General features: G+C 70.5%; 15 protein-coding genes. 9 read left to right on the top strand and 6 right to left on the bottom strand.

All coding sequences use genetic code 11. The features are described 5' to 3' along the window. Positions 1-3 precede the first annotated feature (3 nt). Both OG953_RS18070 and OG953_RS18075 read left to right on the top strand, forming a co-directional pair. A complete protein-coding gene (locus OG953_RS18070; RefSeq protein ID WP_405685384.1) occupies positions 4-195 on the top strand; it encodes a DUF397 domain-containing protein in 192 nt (63 codons plus the stop codon). Then, positions 188-436: a DUF397 domain-containing protein gene (locus OG953_RS18075; protein ID WP_405685385.1), complete on the top strand. Its 249-nt coding sequence runs from the start codon at positions 188-190 to the stop codon at positions 434-436. The genes OG953_RS18070 and OG953_RS18075 overlap by 8 nt, the downstream gene beginning before the upstream one ends. 150 nt (positions 437-586) lie before the next feature. On the opposite strand, the gene OG953_RS18080 is transcribed toward OG953_RS18075, so the two are convergent. Beyond that, positions 587-1,198, bottom strand: coding sequence for a CGNR zinc finger domain-containing protein (locus OG953_RS18080; RefSeq protein WP_405685386.1), 612 nt, complete (start codon positions 1,196-1,198; stop codon positions 587-589). 22 nt (positions 1,199-1,220) lie between these two features. Here OG953_RS18080 and OG953_RS18085 point away from each other — a divergent pair, with 22 nt between their 5' ends. Both OG953_RS18085 and OG953_RS18090 read left to right on the top strand, forming a co-directional pair. Beyond that, a complete protein-coding gene (locus OG953_RS18085; protein WP_405685387.1) occupies positions 1,221-1,670 on the top strand; it encodes a VOC family protein in 450 nt (149 codons plus the stop codon). 504 nt (positions 1,671-2,174) lie between these two features. Next, positions 2,175-2,981 carry an HAD family hydrolase gene (locus tag OG953_RS18090; protein ID WP_405685389.1) on the top strand — a complete coding sequence of 269 codons (807 nt, stop codon included), beginning with the start codon at positions 2,175-2,177 and terminating at the stop codon, positions 2,979-2,981. A gap of 27 nt (positions 2,982-3,008) precedes the next feature. On the opposite strand, the gene OG953_RS18095 is transcribed toward OG953_RS18090, so the two are convergent. From OG953_RS18095 to OG953_RS18110, 4 genes are all read right to left on the bottom strand, one after another. Further along, complete coding sequence (locus tag OG953_RS18095; protein WP_405685390.1) at positions 3,009-3,623, bottom strand: TetR/AcrR family transcriptional regulator; 615 nt, start codon at positions 3,621-3,623, stop codon at positions 3,009-3,011. Positions 3,624-3,818: 195 nt separating this feature from the next. Next, entirely contained in the window at positions 3,819-4,706 is an 888-nt protein-coding gene (locus OG953_RS18100; RefSeq protein ID WP_405685392.1) for an ABC transporter permease, read from the bottom strand. Further along, the gene (locus tag OG953_RS18105) at positions 4,693-5,676 is read right to left on the bottom strand and encodes an ATP-binding cassette domain-containing protein (RefSeq protein ID WP_405685393.1); all 984 of its coding nucleotides are present in this window, start codon (positions 5,674-5,676) and stop codon (positions 4,693-4,695) included. Before OG953_RS18105 ends, OG953_RS18100 begins: the two co-directional genes overlap by 14 nt. Positions 5,677-5,810: 134 nt before the next feature. After that, positions 5,811-7,073, bottom strand: a complete 1,263-nt coding sequence (locus OG953_RS18110; RefSeq protein WP_405685395.1) for a LolA family protein — start codon at positions 7,071-7,073, stop codon at positions 5,811-5,813. Positions 7,074-7,489: 416 nt separating this feature from the next. Here OG953_RS18110 and OG953_RS18115 point away from each other — a divergent pair, with 416 nt between their 5' ends. The 3 genes from OG953_RS18115 to OG953_RS18125 all read left to right on the top strand — a co-directional run bounded on the left by OG953_RS18115 (position 7,490) and on the right by OG953_RS18125 (position 11,146). Then, a complete protein-coding gene (locus OG953_RS18115; RefSeq protein ID WP_405685397.1) occupies positions 7,490-8,263 on the top strand; it encodes a DeoR/GlpR family DNA-binding transcription regulator in 774 nt (257 codons plus the stop codon). 193 nt (positions 8,264-8,456) lie between these two features. After that, entirely contained in the window at positions 8,457-9,899 is a 1,443-nt protein-coding gene (locus OG953_RS18120; RefSeq protein WP_405685398.1) for an NAD(P)/FAD-dependent oxidoreductase, read from the top strand. After that, positions 9,899-11,146, top strand: a complete 1,248-nt coding sequence (locus OG953_RS18125) for an NAD(P)/FAD-dependent oxidoreductase (protein ID WP_405685400.1) — start codon at positions 9,899-9,901, stop codon at positions 11,144-11,146. Before OG953_RS18120 ends, OG953_RS18125 begins: the two co-directional genes overlap by 1 nt. Before the next feature lie 405 nt (positions 11,147-11,551). Here the strand turns inward: OG953_RS18125 and OG953_RS18130 are convergent, their stop codons facing one another. Beyond that, on the bottom strand, positions 11,552-12,562 hold the full coding sequence (locus tag OG953_RS18130; RefSeq protein WP_405685401.1) for a polyprenyl synthetase family protein: 1,011 nt from the start codon (positions 12,560-12,562) through the stop codon (positions 11,552-11,554). A gap of 155 nt (positions 12,563-12,717) precedes the next feature. Between OG953_RS18130 and OG953_RS18135 the strand changes: the two genes are divergently transcribed. Both OG953_RS18135 and OG953_RS18140 read left to right on the top strand, forming a co-directional pair. Beyond that, positions 12,718-14,217 carry a peptide MFS transporter gene (locus OG953_RS18135; RefSeq protein WP_405685403.1) on the top strand — a complete coding sequence of 500 codons (1,500 nt, stop codon included), beginning with the start codon at positions 12,718-12,720 and terminating at the stop codon, positions 14,215-14,217. Positions 14,218-14,226: 9 nt separating this feature from the next. Beyond that, positions 14,227-16,221 carry a CocE/NonD family hydrolase gene (locus OG953_RS18140; protein WP_405685404.1) on the top strand — a complete coding sequence of 665 codons (1,995 nt, stop codon included), beginning with the start codon at positions 14,227-14,229 and terminating at the stop codon, positions 16,219-16,221. The last annotated feature ends 93 nt before the right edge of the window (positions 16,222-16,314 follow it).

The following is a 16,314-nucleotide window of genomic DNA, read 5'->3' on the forward strand; positions in this document are numbered from 1 at the left end:
ACCGTGCCCACACCCTTCTGGCAGAAGTCGTCGTACTGCGGCGAGGGGGACGCCTGCATACACATATGCGCCTCCCCCACCGGCACCATTGGCCTGACCGAGTCCGGCGACCCGCGCGGCGCGACGATCCGCATCGCCCCCATCGCCCTGGCCGCCCTTCTCCACGCCCTGAAGAAAGACGCCCTCCATGACTGACATCCCCACCGACCTCACCTGGATCCGCGCCGCCCCCGAAGACGAAGAGGGGCCCGGCCCTTGGATCGAGATCGCCTTCGGCCCGGACGAACTCGTTCACCTCCGCGAGACCGGCGACCCCACCAACATCGTCACGACCACCCGGACCAAATGGGACGCCTTCACCAAGGGCGTCCAGGCCGGCGAGTTCGACCACTTCATCGAGAACGACGACGAGGGAAACCCGCCCTCCCCGCACTGACACCCACCGCCGCGAAAAACGTGACACATCACGGGCCGACCGTCACGTTCGCGCGATACGGGGTGCCCTTCTCCGTGGGCAGTTCGGCGTCCGGGCCGAGCCAGAGGTGTACTCCCTCGGGGTCGGTCGCCCTGTCGGCGTGCTGACTCCTCAGTCGTTCGTGGTGTGCCGGGCGCGGTGGGCCCGTACCTTGTGAAGGTTTCCGCAGCGTTCCATCGCGCACCAACGGCGCCTGCCCGGCCGTGAGGTGTCGACGAAGAGCAACTTGCAGCTGTCGGAGCCGCATTCGCGGATTCGGTCGGCGTACAGGCCGGTGAACAGCTCCACCGCGTCGCGGGCGACGGTCGACAGAAGGGCACTGCCGGTGGAGTCCGGGGCCCATGCGAGGCCGCCGGAGTCGGCGTCGATACGAGGGACGAGCGGGGGCTCGGCCGCCGTGGCGTTCACCGTGGCGAGGTCGGCCGGGGCGAGGGGGCGGCCGTGCGCGCGGGCAGCGGTCAGATTCCAGAGCGCGGCGCGCAGCTCGTGCGCCCGCCGCAGCTCCGCCGCACTCACCGAAAGCGACAGTCCGTCCGGCAGTCGGCTCTCGCCCGCCCATCGCACCAGGTCGGCGGGGGTGTGCAGCACCTCGTACGCGGCGTACCGCGCGTACCCGCCGGTGGGCAGCAACTCCAGGCACAGGGCGCCGGGATCGAAGCGGTAGGGACGACCCTCCGGCGTACGGAGAATCAGGCCCGGCGTGCCCGTTGCCAACTCGGTCATGTAACCACTATAAACGGTTTCCATGACTCTGGACTGGAAGATCGTCATCGACGCGTCCGACCCGCACGCCCAGGCCGCCTTCTGGGCCGAGACCCTCGGCTACCTGGTCGAGGACAACAGCACACTGATCGAGCGGCTGCTCGGCTTCGGGGCGGTGCCGGAAGAGGCGACGGTCCTGGTCCACGGCCGCCGGGCCTTTCGCGATCTCGTGGCGGTCCGGCACCCGGACGATCCGTACGAGGCGGAGAGCGGGACGGGCCTCGGGCGACGGCTCCTGTTCCAGCGCGTACCGGAGGCCAAGACGGTGAAGAACCGGCTCCACCTGGACGTACACGCGGGACCGGAGCGACGCGACGCAGAGGTGAAGCGGCTGGAGGCGCTGGGCGCGACGGTGCTCCACAGGGTCGAGGAACCGGGGGGCACGTGGACTGTTCTCGCCGATCCCGAGGGCAATGAATTCTGCGTGCAATAGCTGCGGACCCGGCTGCCGATGCCGACCGGCACGAGCCCGGAGATCAGCACGCCGGCGCGGCGGGTGGCTCAGGGCACAGGGGCGGGGCGGGGGCGGGGCGCGCGGATGACGGATTGGTTGAAAGACGTGGGCATACGGGTCTGTTTCTCCGTAGGTCGCAGGCGCGGCCGTGGCCGCGTCGAGCTGAGGGAATGAGTGATCGCGGTGCGCGTCCGGGCGGCGGTTTCGCACAGCGCGGTGCGGACGGCACGCAGGACGGTGCGCAGCGCCGGAAGGCGTGAAAGGCGGACGAGGGCGCGCGGCTGCCGCGCTGTCGCTACGTCAGGTGCAGGGTGCGGAGCAGGAACTCATCACAGACCCCTTGAATGCAGGGTGTTCGCCCGATCACCGGCCGGCCCACTGCTCTTTGGCCGGCGTCACGCGACACCGGTTTCATTACACGCAGCCGACCGTCGCCTGTCAACGCGGACGTGTGCGCGCCCGGGCCGACCTTAGGCTTGATCCATGCCCATCCCACCCGCATATGCCCTCGTCGCCACGGACCTGGACGGCACCCTGTTGCGCCGCGACGACACCGTGAGTCCCCGCACCCGTGCCGCGCTCGCTCTGGCCGAGCGGGCCGGGGCGCGGCATCTCGTGGTCACCGGACGGCCCGTGCCCGGTATACGGGGGCTGCTCGCCGAACTGGGCTACCGGGGCCCGGCGGTCTGCGGGCAGGGGACCCAGTTGTACGACGCCGGGTCCGGGCACCTGGTGCGCGCGGTCACCCTGGACCGGGAGGCGGCCGACACCGCGCTCGGCAAGATCGAGGCTCAGGTGGGGCCCGTCTTCGCGGCCGTGGACCAGGACGGGGCCGAGGGCCGGACGCTGATCGAGCCGGGATATCTGATGCCCCACCCCACGCTCCCCGCCCAACGGACCCGGCATCGCCATGAGTTGTGGTCCGCACCCGTCGTCAAGGTACTCATCCGGCACCCGGAGCTCACCGACGACGCGCTGGCCGAGGCGGCCCGTACGGCAGTCGGCGATCTCGCCTCCGTCACGCTCTCCGGCCCCGGCACCGTCGAACTGCAGCCGTACGGCGTCGACAAGGGAAGCGGGCTCGCGCTGGCCGCCGAGTTCCTGGGCGTGGACGCGCACGCCGCGATCGCCTTCGGGGACATGCCCAACGACCTGCCGATGTTCCGCGCGGCCGGTCACGGCGTCGCGATGGCCAACGCCCATCCGGACCTCCGGGCCGCGGCGGACGAGGTGACGTCGTCGAACGAGGGCGACGGGGTCGCCGAGGTGCTGGAACGGGTGTTCGGCTGAGTGGGCGTTCAGCGGCGCAGGGGTTCCTCAGCCGTCCCCGCCCTCCGGCGGGCGCGGCTCCGGCGCCCCCAGCGCCCGCAGCACATGCGCGACCAGTGCCGCGATCGTCTCCTCGTCCTGCACCGGCTTGCGCAGCACATGGCGGTAGTACACCGGCCCGTACAGCATCTCCACCGCCAGCGGAAGATCGGCGCCCGGCGGGATCCGGCCCTGCTCCTGGGCCCGGTGCAGGCGGGCGACCGCCTCGTCGAAGCGGGGGTCGATCAGCTTCGTTCTGACTGATTCCGCGAGTGCGTCGTCGTGGTGGACCTCGGAGAGAATCCCGGCGTACGCGGGGCCGTAGGGCGGCGTGGAGAGCAGCTTCACCGCACCCATCACATTGGCCCGCAGGTCGGCGGCGATGTCGCCGGTGTCGACGAACGGCGTCGTGCCGACCAGTGCGTCGGTGAACGCCTCCAGCATCACCGCGCCCTTCGACGGCCACCAGCGGTAGATCGTCTTCTTGCTGACGCCCGCTCTGGCCGCGATGGCCTCGACCGTGACCCGGCCATACCCCTTCTCCGTACACAGTTCGAGGGCGGCTCCCAGGATCGCCCGTCGTGATCTCTCGCTGCGACGCAGTGAACTCGGCGATGTGATCATTCGGTGAGCATAGGTGTATTTGAGCCAATACTTGTTGACAGTCCATCGCCAGAAGTCGAACAATACTGAGGCGGAAACGGAACGTGCCGTGTCGTATCGTTCCTGCTGTTCGCACCGTTCGTGCCGTTCGTGCCGCGACGAGCCGATCGGGGGACGGCTCGCCCGGCCGACGGCACGAGTACGAAGCGCCGCACGTCAGGCAGTGATGTCCTTCGCCGTGAAGCGGGCCCAGGCCGCCGAGCCGAACACCGCCGCGTACAGGCCCTGCAGTCCCAGGTTCTTGATCGCCTCGTCCCAGTACACGGGGTCGCGCAGCAGGTCCGCGTACGACATCCAGTAGTGCGGGAAGAGATACGGATGGATGCCGCTCAGCTGCGGGATCGTGTCCACGATCTGCACGGTGATCAGCATCCCGACAGTGGCGGCCATGGCCGCGATCCCGCTGCTGGTGAGGGTCGAGATGAACAGGCCGATCGCGGCGAATCCGATCAGCGACGCCGCGACCACCACCGCGATCAGTCCGGCCCGCAGCAGCCCTTCGCCGAACCCGATCCGGGTCCCCGAGATCGTGGTGACCTCACCCACCGGGAACAGCAGCGCGCCCACGGCAAGCGCCGAAAGGGCCACGACCAGGGTCGCGACCAGGCAGAACGTGAGGACGGAGGCGTACTTCGTCAGCAGCAGCCGGGTCCGGCCCGCCGGGGCGACCAGCAGATAGCGCAGGGTGCCGGCGTTGGCCTCGCCCGCGATCGAGTCGCCCGCGACGACCCCGACGGCCATCGGGAGGAAGACCGGGAGCGTCACGGCAAGGGCCGCGAAGACCAGGAACAGGCCGTTGTTGGTGACCTGGGAAAGGAAAGCGGGGCCTCCCCCGCCACCGCCCGGTCCGGGCGAGGAGCCGTGATTCGTCTCGATCCTCACCGCGATCCCGATCAGCACGGGAACGGCGGCCAGCACCCCGAGCAGTGCGAGGGTGCGCCAGCGGCGGAGTGTGGTGGTCAGTTCGGAGCGGAGAATTCCGAAGGTCCACAGCGGATTGCGCGCCCTGCCCGCCCTTACGATTCCGGCTTCAGCCTGCGACATCGAAACCCTCTCCGGTGAGTGCGACAAAGGCGTCCTCCAACGAGGCCCGTTCGACGCCGAAGGACCGCATGCGTACGCCGGCGTGCACCAGCGCCGCGCTGAGGTCCGCGAGTTCGACGTCGACCGGCGGGGCCTCGGCGCTCACCCGGTCGCCGTCGACCGTGATACCGGTGACGCCCAACTCCTTGAGGACGCGGGCGGCTTCACCCGGGTCGGGGGTGGTGACGGCCAGCCGGCCGCGCGCCCCGGCCGCCAGATCCGCGACCGGGCCCTGGGTGATCAGCCGACCCCTGGCCATCACCGCGGCATGTGTGCAGACCTGCTCGATCTCGTCGAGGAGGTGGGAGGAGAGGAAGACGGTGGTGCCCTCCGCCGCCAGTTCTCTGACCAGGGCACGGATCTCGCGCATGCCCTGCGGGTCCAGGCCGTTTGTCGGCTCGTCCAGGACGAGCAGGCGGCGCGGCTGGAGCAGGGCGGCGGCGAGACCGAGGCGCTGCTTCATGCCGAGCGAGTACGCCTTGGCCTTCTTGCCGGCCGCCGCGGCGAGCCCGACCCGGTCCAGGGCCTGCCCGACCCGGTCCCGGCGGGTGCGCGGATCGGCGGTCGGGTCGGCGGAGTCGTAGCGCAGCAGATTGTCCCGGCCGCTCAGGAAGCCGTACAGCGCGGGCCCCTCGATCAAAGCTCCGACCTGCGGGAGTACGGCGCGGGCCGCGCCCGGCATGGGGTGGCCGAGGACCTGCGCGGTGCCGGACGTCGGGTCGATCAGACCCATCAGCATCCGGATGGTCGTGGTCTTCCCTGAGCCGTTGGGGCCGAGGAATCCGAAAACACTGCCGCCGGGGACGCTGAGGTCGAGGCCGTCGACGGCGAGTTGGCCGCCGCGGTACCGCTTGGTGAGGCCCCGTGTCTCGATCACGGCTCCGGGGTCGGTCACCGCCCTCGGCTCGGTCACGGTCACAGGCTCTGTCATGCGTACTCCCCCATGGGTCGGGTGGGGCCTGTCCGGCGGATCAGGGCCGGACAGCGGCTCAGCGGACCGCCCCGCCGTACGGAGGGTACGGCGGGGCGGCCGGTCGGTGGCGGGAAGCGCGACGCGCCCCGGCGTCAGGCGGCGTTGTCAGCCGCCTTGACCAGCGCGTCCGGCGTGACCGCGCCGACGTACACCTTGCCGTCGTCCGTCATCAGCGCGTTGACCAGGCGGGTCTTGAAGACCGTGCCCGAGCCGAACTTGCCGGAGACCTTGTCGCCCAGCGAGTCCAGGAACTGCTGCGCCTCGGCCGGTACGTCACCCGACGCCTTCGTGGGGAGTCCGGTGCCGCCCGGGGTCCTGATCTCGGTGATCGCGTTCCAGCCCTCGCCGATGACCTTCGTGTCCTTGGAGCCCGGACCCCCGGCGCCCAGTCCCTCGGCGCCCGGGAACATGCCCAGGCCCCCTGCCCCGTCGGCCTTCTGCTCCGCCTTCGCGTCGTCGGCCTCGGTCACCTCGGCGCCCTTGGGCGGGGTGAACGTGAACGAGGAGGCGGACGGCTTCGCGAAGTCGACCTTGGTGAATCCGGCGTCGACGACGGCCTTGCCACCGCTGCTCGGAAGCAGCGTGAACTTCAGCGGCACGCCGTTCTTCGCGTCGACCGCGACCGTGACCGAGCCGATCGTGGAGCCGCTCTGCTTGGGCTTGATGAGCAGCTTGTACGCGTCACGCCCGGCGACCTGCGCCGTGCCGTCGACCGTCACCGATGTGGTGGGGCCGGCGGCCTTCAGGACCTGTTCGGCGAGCGCCTTCGGCGTGGTCGGCACGCCCTCGGGAGCCGGGGTCGAGTGCCCGGACTCCTTCCCGCTCCGGTCCTCGGTGGCGTGGTAGGCCTGATTGGTCTTGCTGTCGTACGCCCAGACCTGATCGCCGTTGTGGATCAGGCTGTACTCCGCCGCGTTTTCCAGGATCGACACCCGCTGCTTGTCGGGGCCGTCGGCGGCCACCCGCAGGGTGTGCGTGCCGGACGCCAGCTCCGTCATCTTCGTCTGCGGGTCGGCGGTCGAATCGCCCTTGGCGCTGCCGGTGTCGCCGTGGCTGCCGCCCGGGGCGAAGGAGCCGGCCAGACCGCCGAGCGACGGGATGCCGAGGTCCGTGCTGATCTTCACCGTGCCGGAGAGCTGCTGGGTGTCCGAAGCGGCGATCTTCTCGATGAGCTGCTGTGCGGTGATCTCCGGCAGATCGGGGTCACCGGTGCTCGCGAGCGCCGGGACGAGCCCGACCGTCGCGGCCGCCACTCCCGCCACCGCGACCGGGACGATGTAGCGCGCCGCCTTTCGACGGCCTGCGACGGTGCCCCTGGCCCCGCCGTTGGTCTCTACGCTGTCGTTCGGTGCCATGTGTGCCCTACCTCCGTGGTCGGCGGCTTCCGTCCGGATGCACTCGTCCACTCCGTGCCGCCATTCTCACCGATTTGTTCAGGAGTGGTTGTTCTCCATCTGACCAAAACGGCAGCGCGAAATCGTCACCCCCGGGGAGCAACTCCGCCTACCTCTTCGGTATGACGCCACCCGGGCGGGCCTCCCCCGTCCCGTAGGGGTGGGCACCCCATGGGCGCCCCTGCCCCAGGGCCGCCGTGGCTGCCGGGGCCTGGCGGGGAACCGCGCCACGTACCCGCCAATCGGGTCACGGAACGGATCACGGGACGGAGAGGCAGGTGAATTACACGCCACCCTTGATGATTTTCGGTCACATATCAACACTTTCAGTCATCTCCAGTCACTTTTCCACGAAACCAGTCATCGAGGTTGCCGGGATGCTGCCAGCCGAACGTCACCGTCGAATCTCCACCGTCGTGGAGCGCAGCGGCACGATCAGCACCGAGAGTCTGGCGGAGCAGCTCGGCGTCTCGGCCGAGACCGTGCGCCGGGATCTGGCACAGATGGAGAAGCAGGGGCATCTCATGCGGGTGCGCGGCGGTGCGGCAGCGCTGTCCGTCGTCCGCGGCCTGAGCGGCGAAGAGGCATCCTTCACGGAGCGGTCCGCCTCGCAGCAGCAGGCCAAGACGGCGATCGGGCGAGCCGCGGCGGACCTGGTCCGCTCCGGCCTGACCGTCGTGATCGACGTCGGCACGACGGCTCTGCAGGTCGCCTGCGCCCTGGCGCCGGACTTCCGGGGGACGGTGGCGACCCCGTCCCTGCTCGTCGCGGCCGAGCTGTCCACCCGCCCCCACGTCGACGCACTGGTCCCCGGCGGACGGGGCCGGGGCGGCGACCTGGTCTGCTCCGGCTCCCCGACGGTGGACTTCTTCAACGGCCTCTACGCCGACCTGGCGTTCCTCGGCTCCGGCGGCGTCGACAGCACCGCCGGGATGACCGACTCCCACTTCGAGGAGAACGCGACCGGGCGCGCGATCCTCTCCCGCAGCGCGCTCAGTTACGTGCTGGCCGACGGGAGCAAAATCGGCCGGGTGGCTCCGCACCGCGTCTGCGGATTCGACGACTGCACCGGCCTGATCACCGACCAGACCCCCGACCCGTCACTGACTTCGGCCATCGAGCAGTCGGGCGCAGCGGTGATCTCGGCCTGACACTCCTGAGCGCTGCGGCGATCTCTCCTCGTTCCCGCTGCCCTCTTCGGCGATGTCTCCGTGTGGGCCCCACCCCGCGCAACCGGCAATTCCTCTGTAGCGAGCGGTAGTTTCTGAAAGAACAGCACCGCCATGGTCACGCCAAACACCGGGCGGCGGCCGCCGAGGCCACCGCCCGCAAGGGAGAACTCGGATGACCGACACCACACCGCACGAGCCGGACCATGTCTACGACGTCGTCGTCATCGGCGCAGGCATCGTCGGCTCGGCAATCGCCCGCGACCTGTCCGGCCATCAGCTGTCGGTCGCGCTCGTCGAGGCGCGCGACGACGTCGGCGACGGAACCAGCAAGGCGAACACCGCGATCCTGCACACCGGATTCGACGCGAAGCCGGGCACGCTGGAGTCCGGGCTCGTCAAGCGCGGATATCACCTGCTGTCGGAGTACGCCCGCTCGACCGGCATCCCGGTCGAGCACACGGGCGCGATCCTCGTCGCGTGGAACGCGGAGGAGCTGGACGCCCTGCCCGGCCTCAAGGTGAAGGCCGAGCAGAACGGTTACGACCGGTGCCGGATCGTCGGCGCCGACGAGGTCTACGAGCAGATCCCTTCCCTCGGCGAGGGAGCGCTCGGCGGACTCACGGTCCCCGACGAGTCGATCATCTGCACCTGGACCACGAACCTGGCGCTGGCCACCGACGCGAGGCAGCGCGGCACCGAGGTCCTGCTCAACCACGCCGTCACCGCGGTGTCGGTGAACACCCGGTCCACCACGCTGACCACCACGGGCGGCTCCGTACAGGCCCGTTGGGTGGTCAACGCGGCGGGCCTCGGCGCCGACCGCATCGACCGGCTCTTCGGCCACGAGCGGTTCACCGTAACCCCGCGCCGCGGTGAGCTGTTCGTCTTCGACAGGCTCGCTCGCCCACTGGTCGACAAGATCGTCCTTCCGGTGCCCACGTCCCGGGGCAAGGGGGTGCTCATCTCTCCCACCATCTACGGCAACGTCATGCTGGGGCCCACCTCGAAGGACCTCACCGACCGCACCGCGACCGGAACGTCCGAGGACGGATTCGCCTTCCTGCTGGACAAGGGCGAGCGCCTCATGCCCCGGCTGATCGCCGAGGAGGTGACCGCTTCCTACGCGGGGCTGCGGGCCGCCATCGACCACGGGGACTATCTCATCGAGCCCACCCCCTCGCAGCGGTACCTCCTCGTCGGCGGAATCCGCTCGACCGGGTTGACCTCCGGCATGGCCATCGCCGAGCACGTCCACGAGGTGCTCGAACAGGCCGGACTCGTCCTCACCGCACGCACCGACCTGCCCGGCCCTCCGCAGATGGCCAACATCGGCGAGGCGACCGTGCGTCCCTACCAGGACGCCGACCGCATCGCCGCCGATCCCGAGTACGGCAGGGTCGTCTGCTTCTGCGAGCGCGTCACCGCCGGTGAGATCCGCGACGCCTTCCGGTCGCCCCTGCCCGCACGCAACCTGGAGGGCCTGCGCCGCCGCACCCGGGCCGTGAACGGCCGCTGCCAGGGCTTCTTCTGCGGCGCGGCTGTCAACCGACTCCTTGACGAGAACGGTTGCGGCGGCACTGCCGTCGCGCCGGCGCGGCCCGAGGTGAACTCCTGATGACCACCACCACACTCACACCGGACGTCCTGATCATCGGGGGCGGCCCCGCCGGGCTCACGGCTGCCGCCGCCCTCGCACCCCGCATCCGCGGCGAGGTCCTGGTGCTCGACCGGGAGAAGGACGCCGGAGGCATCCCCCGCCACAGCGACCACACCGGATACGGCCTGCGGGACCTGCGCCGGGTCATGACCGGCCCGAAGTACGCACGCCACCTCGTCGAACAGGCCACTTCGGCCGGGGCCACCATCTGCACCGGGACCATGGTCACCCACTGGGCGGGCGACCGGACCGTGGAGGTCACCGGTCCGCAGGGGCGGCTGCGTGTGGAGGCCAAGGCCGTCGTGCTCGCCACCGGCGCACGCGAACGGCCCCGCGCGGCCCGGCGCATCCCCGGCGACCGGCCGCAGGGCGTCTACACCACCGGGCAGTTGCAGAACGCCGTCCACCTCCACCACAGCGAGGTCGGCAGCCGGGCCGTCATCGTCGGAGGGGAACTGGTCAGCTGGTCCGCCGCCGTCACCCTCCGCGAAGCCGGCTGCGCAACCGAGCTGATGGTCAGCCAGTACCCCAGGACGGAGTCGTACGCAGCTTTCAACGTCGCCGGCCGCGCCCTGCTGCGCGTTCCCGTCGCCAACCGCAGCCGGATCACCCGCATCATCGGCAAGGGCCGGGTCGAGGCCGTCGAGATCGAGAATCTCGACACCCATGCCCGGCGCACCGTCGCCTGCGACACCGTGGTCCTCACCGGAGACTGGATCCCCGACCATGAACTCGTCCGCAGCGCCGGACTCGACCTGGACCCGGGAACCCTCGGCCCGCTGACCGACACCGCCCTGCGGACCAGCCGCCCCGGCGTCTTCGCCGCGGGCAACCTCCTCCACCCGGTCGACACCGCCGACGTCGCAGCCCTCGACGGCCTGCACGTCGCGGACCAGGTCGAGGCATGGCTGACCGGGGCCGGCGAGCCTGCCCCGGGCCTGCGCATCCTCGCCGAGGCGCCGCTGCGGTGGGTGGCACCGGGGCTGCTGCGCCCGGGTGACCCGGCTCCCCCGCGTGGGCGCCTGCTGCTGTGGACGGACCGGTCCATCCGGTTCCCGCACGTGATGGTCCGCCAGAACGGGCGGGTCGTCTCGGAACGGACCCTGCCCTGGCCCGCCGCGCCCGGCCGCGTCTTCCGCGTGCCGTGGTCCGTGATGAAGGGCCTCAGCGCCCAGGGCGGCCCGGTCACCATCGGCCTGCGCTGACGAGCGGCCCGCACCCGGGGTACGAACGTGCCCGGGTGTGGGCCCGTCTCAGTTGCCGCCTGGGACATCTGCGGATGACCGTCGGTCAGGACCGCGTACGCCCTCGGCGCACCTGGGGCGACAGAACCCGCAGCCCTCGGTGCGCCATGCCTCGGCCCGGCGGGAAGTCCCGCCGGGCCGAGGCCGAGGTACGGACGTGCCCGGGATGCGGCGCCAGGGGCGCCCTCTTCCGGGCGGGTCGTACCAGCGGGGCCTGCCGGGCGCCGGCCCGAGACGGGCGAGGCGCCACCGGCCCGAATCCGGTACGGCCAAAAACACCTCCGGACCGCGTCCCGGGCCGGTGAACAACACGTTCGGCCTCGTGGCTCACCCGGCCACCGGACCACCGCGAAAGCGGGGACGGGCTCAGCCCGCCCGGTGCACCACCGCGTCGCACAGCTCCTCCAGCGCGGCCTTCGCGTAGCCCCCGGGCAGCGGCGCCAGCGTCGTACGCGCCTCCTGCGCGTACCGGATGGTGTCCTGTCGCGCCTGTTCCAGCGCCGGGTGGGCGCGCAGTCTGCGCAGCGCCTCGGCGTGCCGGGCGTCGTCGCTCAGGTCGCCGTCGAGCAGCTCGACGAGTTCCAGGTCGTCCCGCTTTCCGTCGGCCGCGGCCTGGGCCCGCAGATGGAGCACGGGGAGTGTCGGGATGCCTTCGCGCAGGTCGGTGCCGGGAGTCTTGCCGGACTCGTGGGAGTCGGAGGCGATGTCGAGCACGTCGTCGGCGAGCTGGAAGGCGACGCCGAGCCGTTCCCCGTACTGGGTGAGGATGTCGACGGCCGGCTCCTCCGCGCCGGCCATCATCGCGCCGAACCGGCAGGCCACGGCGATCAGCGAGCCGGTCTTGCCGCGCATCACTTCGAGGTAGTGCTCGACCGGGTCGCGCCCGTCGCCCGGGCCCGCGGTCTCCAGGATCTGGCCGGTGACCAGCCGCTCGAAGGCCTCCGCCTGGATGCGTACGGCCTCCGGACCGAGGTCGGCCAGTATGTGCGAGGCGCGGGCGAAGAGGAAGTCGCCCGTCAGGACGGCCACCGAGTTGCCCCAGCGGGTGTTGGCGCTGTCGACGCCGCGGCGTACGTCCGCCTCGTCCATCACGTCGTCGTGGTAGAGCGTCGCGAGATGGGTCAGCTCGACGACGACGGCGGCGGGCACGACGCCCGGCGCGTCGGGGTCGCCGAACTGGGCGGCCAGCATGGCCAGCAGCGGCCGGAATCGCTTGCCCCCGGCGCGTACGAGATGCTGCGCGGCCTCCGTGATGAAGGGCACGCCGCTCTTGGTGGCATCGAGCAGCCCCGACTCGACAGCAGCCAAACCGGCCTGGACATCGGCCTCAAGAGCGTGGTCCCGCACGCTCAGTCCGAACGGCCCGACGACGGTCACGAGGGGATCTCCTGTCTGCTGACGATCACACGGAGTGTCGATGTGTCGCTGTCATCACTCAAGTCAGCGTATCGGGTCCCCTTTGGATCACAGTGGGCGCCTTCCCGCCACCGCCGGTATGTTCGAGATCAGCTCATACGATCAGGAGTCCCCCTTTGTCCTCCACCGCCACCGACACTGAACCCACTCAGCTGCCATCCGGCGACGACCACGCCTTTTTCGGCCAGCCACGGGGCCTGAAGACCCTGTCCGGCCTGGAAGTCTGGGAACGTTTCTCGTTCCTCGGCATGCAGGCGATCCTGGTCCTCTACTTCGCCGACACCGTCGCCCACGGCGGCATGGGGATGGAGGCGGGCACCGCAGCGTCCGTCTCGGCCGCCTACGGCACCCTGGTCTACCTGGTCTCCGTGGCCGGCGGCTGGCTGGCCGACCGGATCCTCGGCTCGTACCGCGCCGTCCTGTACGGCGGAATTCTGATCGCGTGCGGGCATTACGCCATGGCGGTGCCCACCGACGCCATGACGTGGACCGGCCTCGGTCTGATCAGCGCCGGAACCGGTCTGCTCAAGCCCAATGTGGCGACCATGGTCGGCAAGCTCTACCGCACCGACGACGAGCGCCGCGACGCCGGCTTCGCGCTCTACTACATGGGCATCAACATCGGGGCGTTCCTCGGCCCGCTGGTCACCGGCTGGCTCGGGGACCACGCGAGCTGGCACTGGGGCTTCTCGGCCGCCGCCTTCGGCATGACGCTCGGTCTGATCCAGTACGTACTGGGCCGGCGTCACCTGGCGGGGCACAAGCACAGCGCCGAATTCGCCCTGGCACCGGCACCGATGCGGCGCGCCGTCCGGCTGATCGTCATCGGCGCCGTCGTGGTCGCCGTCGTCGCCACCGCGCTGGCCCTCGCGGGGTGGCTGACCATGGACCGCTTCGTCGACCTGCTCACCCTCGTCTCGGTGATCGCTCCGGTCGTGTACTTCGTGGTGATGTTCCGCAGCCCGCGGGTGACCAGCGAGGAACGCGGCAGGCTGCGCCCGTACGTGGTGCTGTTCCTGGCCTCCGTCGTCTTCAACTTCATCCTCTTCCAGGCGTACTCGACGATGATGCTGCTCGCGTCGACCAACGCCAGTACCGAGATCTTCGGCTTCCACTTCCCGGCCAGTTGGTACGCCTCCGCGCTCGGCGCCTTCGAGGTCGCGCTCGCCCCGGTGGTCGCCGCCGTCTGGGCCCGGATGGGCCCTCGTCAGCCGCACTCCTCCAACAAGATCGCGATCGGGGTGATCCTCGGCGGGCTGTCGTTCCTGCTGATGGTGCTGCCGACCTCCGGGCACTCCGGCGACACCTACAGGATGGCCGCCTGGTGGATCGTCGGCTCGTATCTGCTGCTCGGCCTCGGCGACATCCTGCTGGAGACCTCCGGCATGTCCGCGACCACGAAGCTCGCACCCAAGGCGTTCGCCAGCCAGACGATGGCGCTCTGGTTCCTCTCGCTGGCCCTCGCCAACGGCATCCAGGCCCAAGTCGTGAAGCTGTACGGCGAGATATCCAACCCCGCCTACTTCGGTGTCAATGGCGCAATCGCGGTGGTGGCCGGTGTGGCCGTCATCGCCGCCGCACCCTGGCTCAAGCGCACCATGCACCCCGTCCACTGAGGTACCGCCATGCACATCCGCACCACGTATCCGTATGACACCACCCGTGAGGACGTCCGCATCCCGCTGCCGGACGGCACCCGGCTCTACGCCCGGATCTGGCGGCCGGTCACCGACGAACCCGTCCCCGCGCTCCTCGAATATCTGCCGTACCGGCTGAGCGACTGGACGGCGCCACGCGACTGGCAGCGCCACCCCTGGTACGCGGGCCATGGCTACGCCTCCGTCCGGGTGGACGTACGCGGACACGGCAACAGCGAGGGGATGCCGGGCGACGAGTACGACGCGACGGAGCTGGCCGACGGGGTCGCCGTCATCCACTGGCTGGCCGAGCAGGAATGGTGCTCCGGCCGGGTCGGCATGTTCGGCATCTCCTGGGGCGGCTTCAACTCGCTCCAGATCGCTGCGCTGGCCCCCGAGCCGCTGAAGGCCGTCGTCACCGTCTGCTCGACCGACGACCGCTATGACAACGACGTCCACTACATGGGCGGCTCGGTCCTCGCCGTCGACATGCACGCCTGGGCGGCCACCATGCTGGCCTTCGTCGCCCGGCCGCCGGATCCGGCACAGGTCGGCGAGGGCTGGAAGGACATGTGGCTGAAGCGGCTGGAAACGGTCGAACCATTCATCCACACCTGGCTGGCGCACCAGACCCGCGACGACTACTGGAAGCACGGCAGCGTCTGCGAGGACTACTCCGCGATCACAGCGAACGTCCTCGCGGTGGGCGGCTGGCACGACCCGTACCGCGACACCGTCCTGCGGCTCGTCGAGCACCTCGGCCCGGACAAGGTCCGCGGGCTGATCGGGCCCTGGTCGCACCAGTACCCCGACCGGGGTCTGCCGCCCGGTCCGGCGATCGGCTTCCTCCAGGAGACGCTGCGCTGGTGGGACCAGCACCTGAAGGACAAGGACACCGGCATCATGGCCGAGCCCCTGCTGCGGTCCTGGATCAGCGAGTCCCACCGGCCCGCCACGGTGTACGAGACGCTGCCCGGCCGCTGGGTCGGTGAGACCGGCTGGCCCTCAAAGAACGTCGCGCCGGTCGCGTACGCCCTCCAGGGCGGTCCGCAGAACGTCGACTCGCCCCAGCAGACCGGTCTGGACGCCGGGCGCTTCTTCCCGTTCGGCAACGACGCCGACCTGCCGCCCGACCAGCGCGAGGAGGACGCGAAGTCGGTCTGCTTCGAGTTCCCGGTCGAGGACGCCCCGATCGAGATCCTGGGCCGCCCCCGGGTGAAGCTGCGCATCCGGATGGACGCGCCACGCGGCCAGGCGATCGCCCGGCTCTGCGACGTCGCGCCGGACGGCTCCTCCACCCTGGTGACCCGCGGCGCGCTCAACCTCTCCGCACGGCACGGCCGCGACCGTGCGGACGACTGGCCGGTGGGCAGGACCGAGGACGTGACCTTCGACCTGAACGGCATCGGGCACACCTTCCCGCCCGGCCACCGGATCAGGCTCGCGGTCTCCTCCTCGTACTGGCCGTGGATCTGGCCGCAGGCCGGGTCGGTCGGCTTCACCCTGGACGCCGACGGCAGCCTCGTCGAACTGCCGGTGCGTCGGCACACCGAGGACCCCGCGATCCGGTTCGAGGAGCCGGAGCAGTCGGAGCCGCTCGGCGTCGTCCACCCGGTGACGCTCGACGAACAGCGCCCCGAACGCCTGGTGGTCCGCGATGTCGCCAAGGGCGAATGGCGGCTGGAGGTCGACCCGCGCTACGGCGGCACCCGCGTCTACCCGGACGGCCTGGAATTCACCGAGGACGCCGTGGAGACGTACACGATCCAGGAGAACGACCCGCTCTCCGCACGCGCCCGCTCCGACTGGTCGATCCGGCTGCACCGGCCGGAGATGGCGTGGGACGTACGGATCGAGACCCGGTCCGAAATCAGTGCAGATGACACCCACTTCATCACGTCCGACGAGGTGGTGTGCAAGAGCGGCGGCGAGGTCGTCTTCCACCGGACCTGGGAGAAGCGGATCCCGCGCACGGCCGGGTGAACCCTCCGCCGTGCCCCCGTACAGCAGGGGGCACGGCGGAACTTTCCGGGCATCAGGAGCAGTTGGGACACTCCCGCGGGGTAGCAACACCGA

The organism is Streptomyces sp. NBC_00057 (assembly GCF_045041165.1).
GTDB lineage: Bacteria > Actinomycetota > Actinomycetes > Streptomycetales > Streptomycetaceae > Streptomyces.

Bases quoted from the DNA above. Each gene is read 5' to 3' on its own strand.
- OG953_RS18125 (WP_405685400.1), top strand. From the start codon at position 9,899: ATGACCACCACCACACTCACACCGGACGTCCTGATCATCGGGGGCGGC.
- OG953_RS18095 (WP_405685390.1), bottom strand. From the start codon at position 3,623: ATGATCACATCGCCGAGTTCACTGCGTCGCAGCGAGAGATCACGACGG.
- OG953_RS18105 (WP_405685393.1), bottom strand. From the start codon at position 5,676: ATGACAGAGCCTGTGACCGTGACCGAGCCGAGGGCGGTGACCGACCCC.
- OG953_RS18080 (WP_405685386.1), bottom strand. From the start codon at position 1,198: ATGACCGAGTTGGCAACGGGCACGCCGGGCCTGATTCTCCGTACGCCG.
- OG953_RS18075 (WP_405685385.1), top strand. From the start codon at position 188: ATGACTGACATCCCCACCGACCTCACCTGGATCCGCGCCGCCCCCGAA.
- OG953_RS18140 (WP_405685404.1), top strand. From the start codon at position 14,227: ATGCACATCCGCACCACGTATCCGTATGACACCACCCGTGAGGACGTC.
- OG953_RS18085 (WP_405685387.1), top strand. From the start codon at position 1,221: ATGACTCTGGACTGGAAGATCGTCATCGACGCGTCCGACCCGCACGCC.
- OG953_RS18115 (WP_405685397.1), top strand. From the start codon at position 7,490: ATGCTGCCAGCCGAACGTCACCGTCGAATCTCCACCGTCGTGGAGCGC.
- OG953_RS18090 (WP_405685389.1), top strand. From the start codon at position 2,175: ATGCCCATCCCACCCGCATATGCCCTCGTCGCCACGGACCTGGACGGC.
- OG953_RS18120 (WP_405685398.1), top strand. From the start codon at position 8,457: ATGACCGACACCACACCGCACGAGCCGGACCATGTCTACGACGTCGTC.
- OG953_RS18100 (WP_405685392.1), bottom strand. From the start codon at position 4,706: ATGTCGCAGGCTGAAGCCGGAATCGTAAGGGCGGGCAGGGCGCGCAAT.
- OG953_RS18110 (WP_405685395.1), bottom strand. From the start codon at position 7,073: ATGGCACCGAACGACAGCGTAGAGACCAACGGCGGGGCCAGGGGCACC.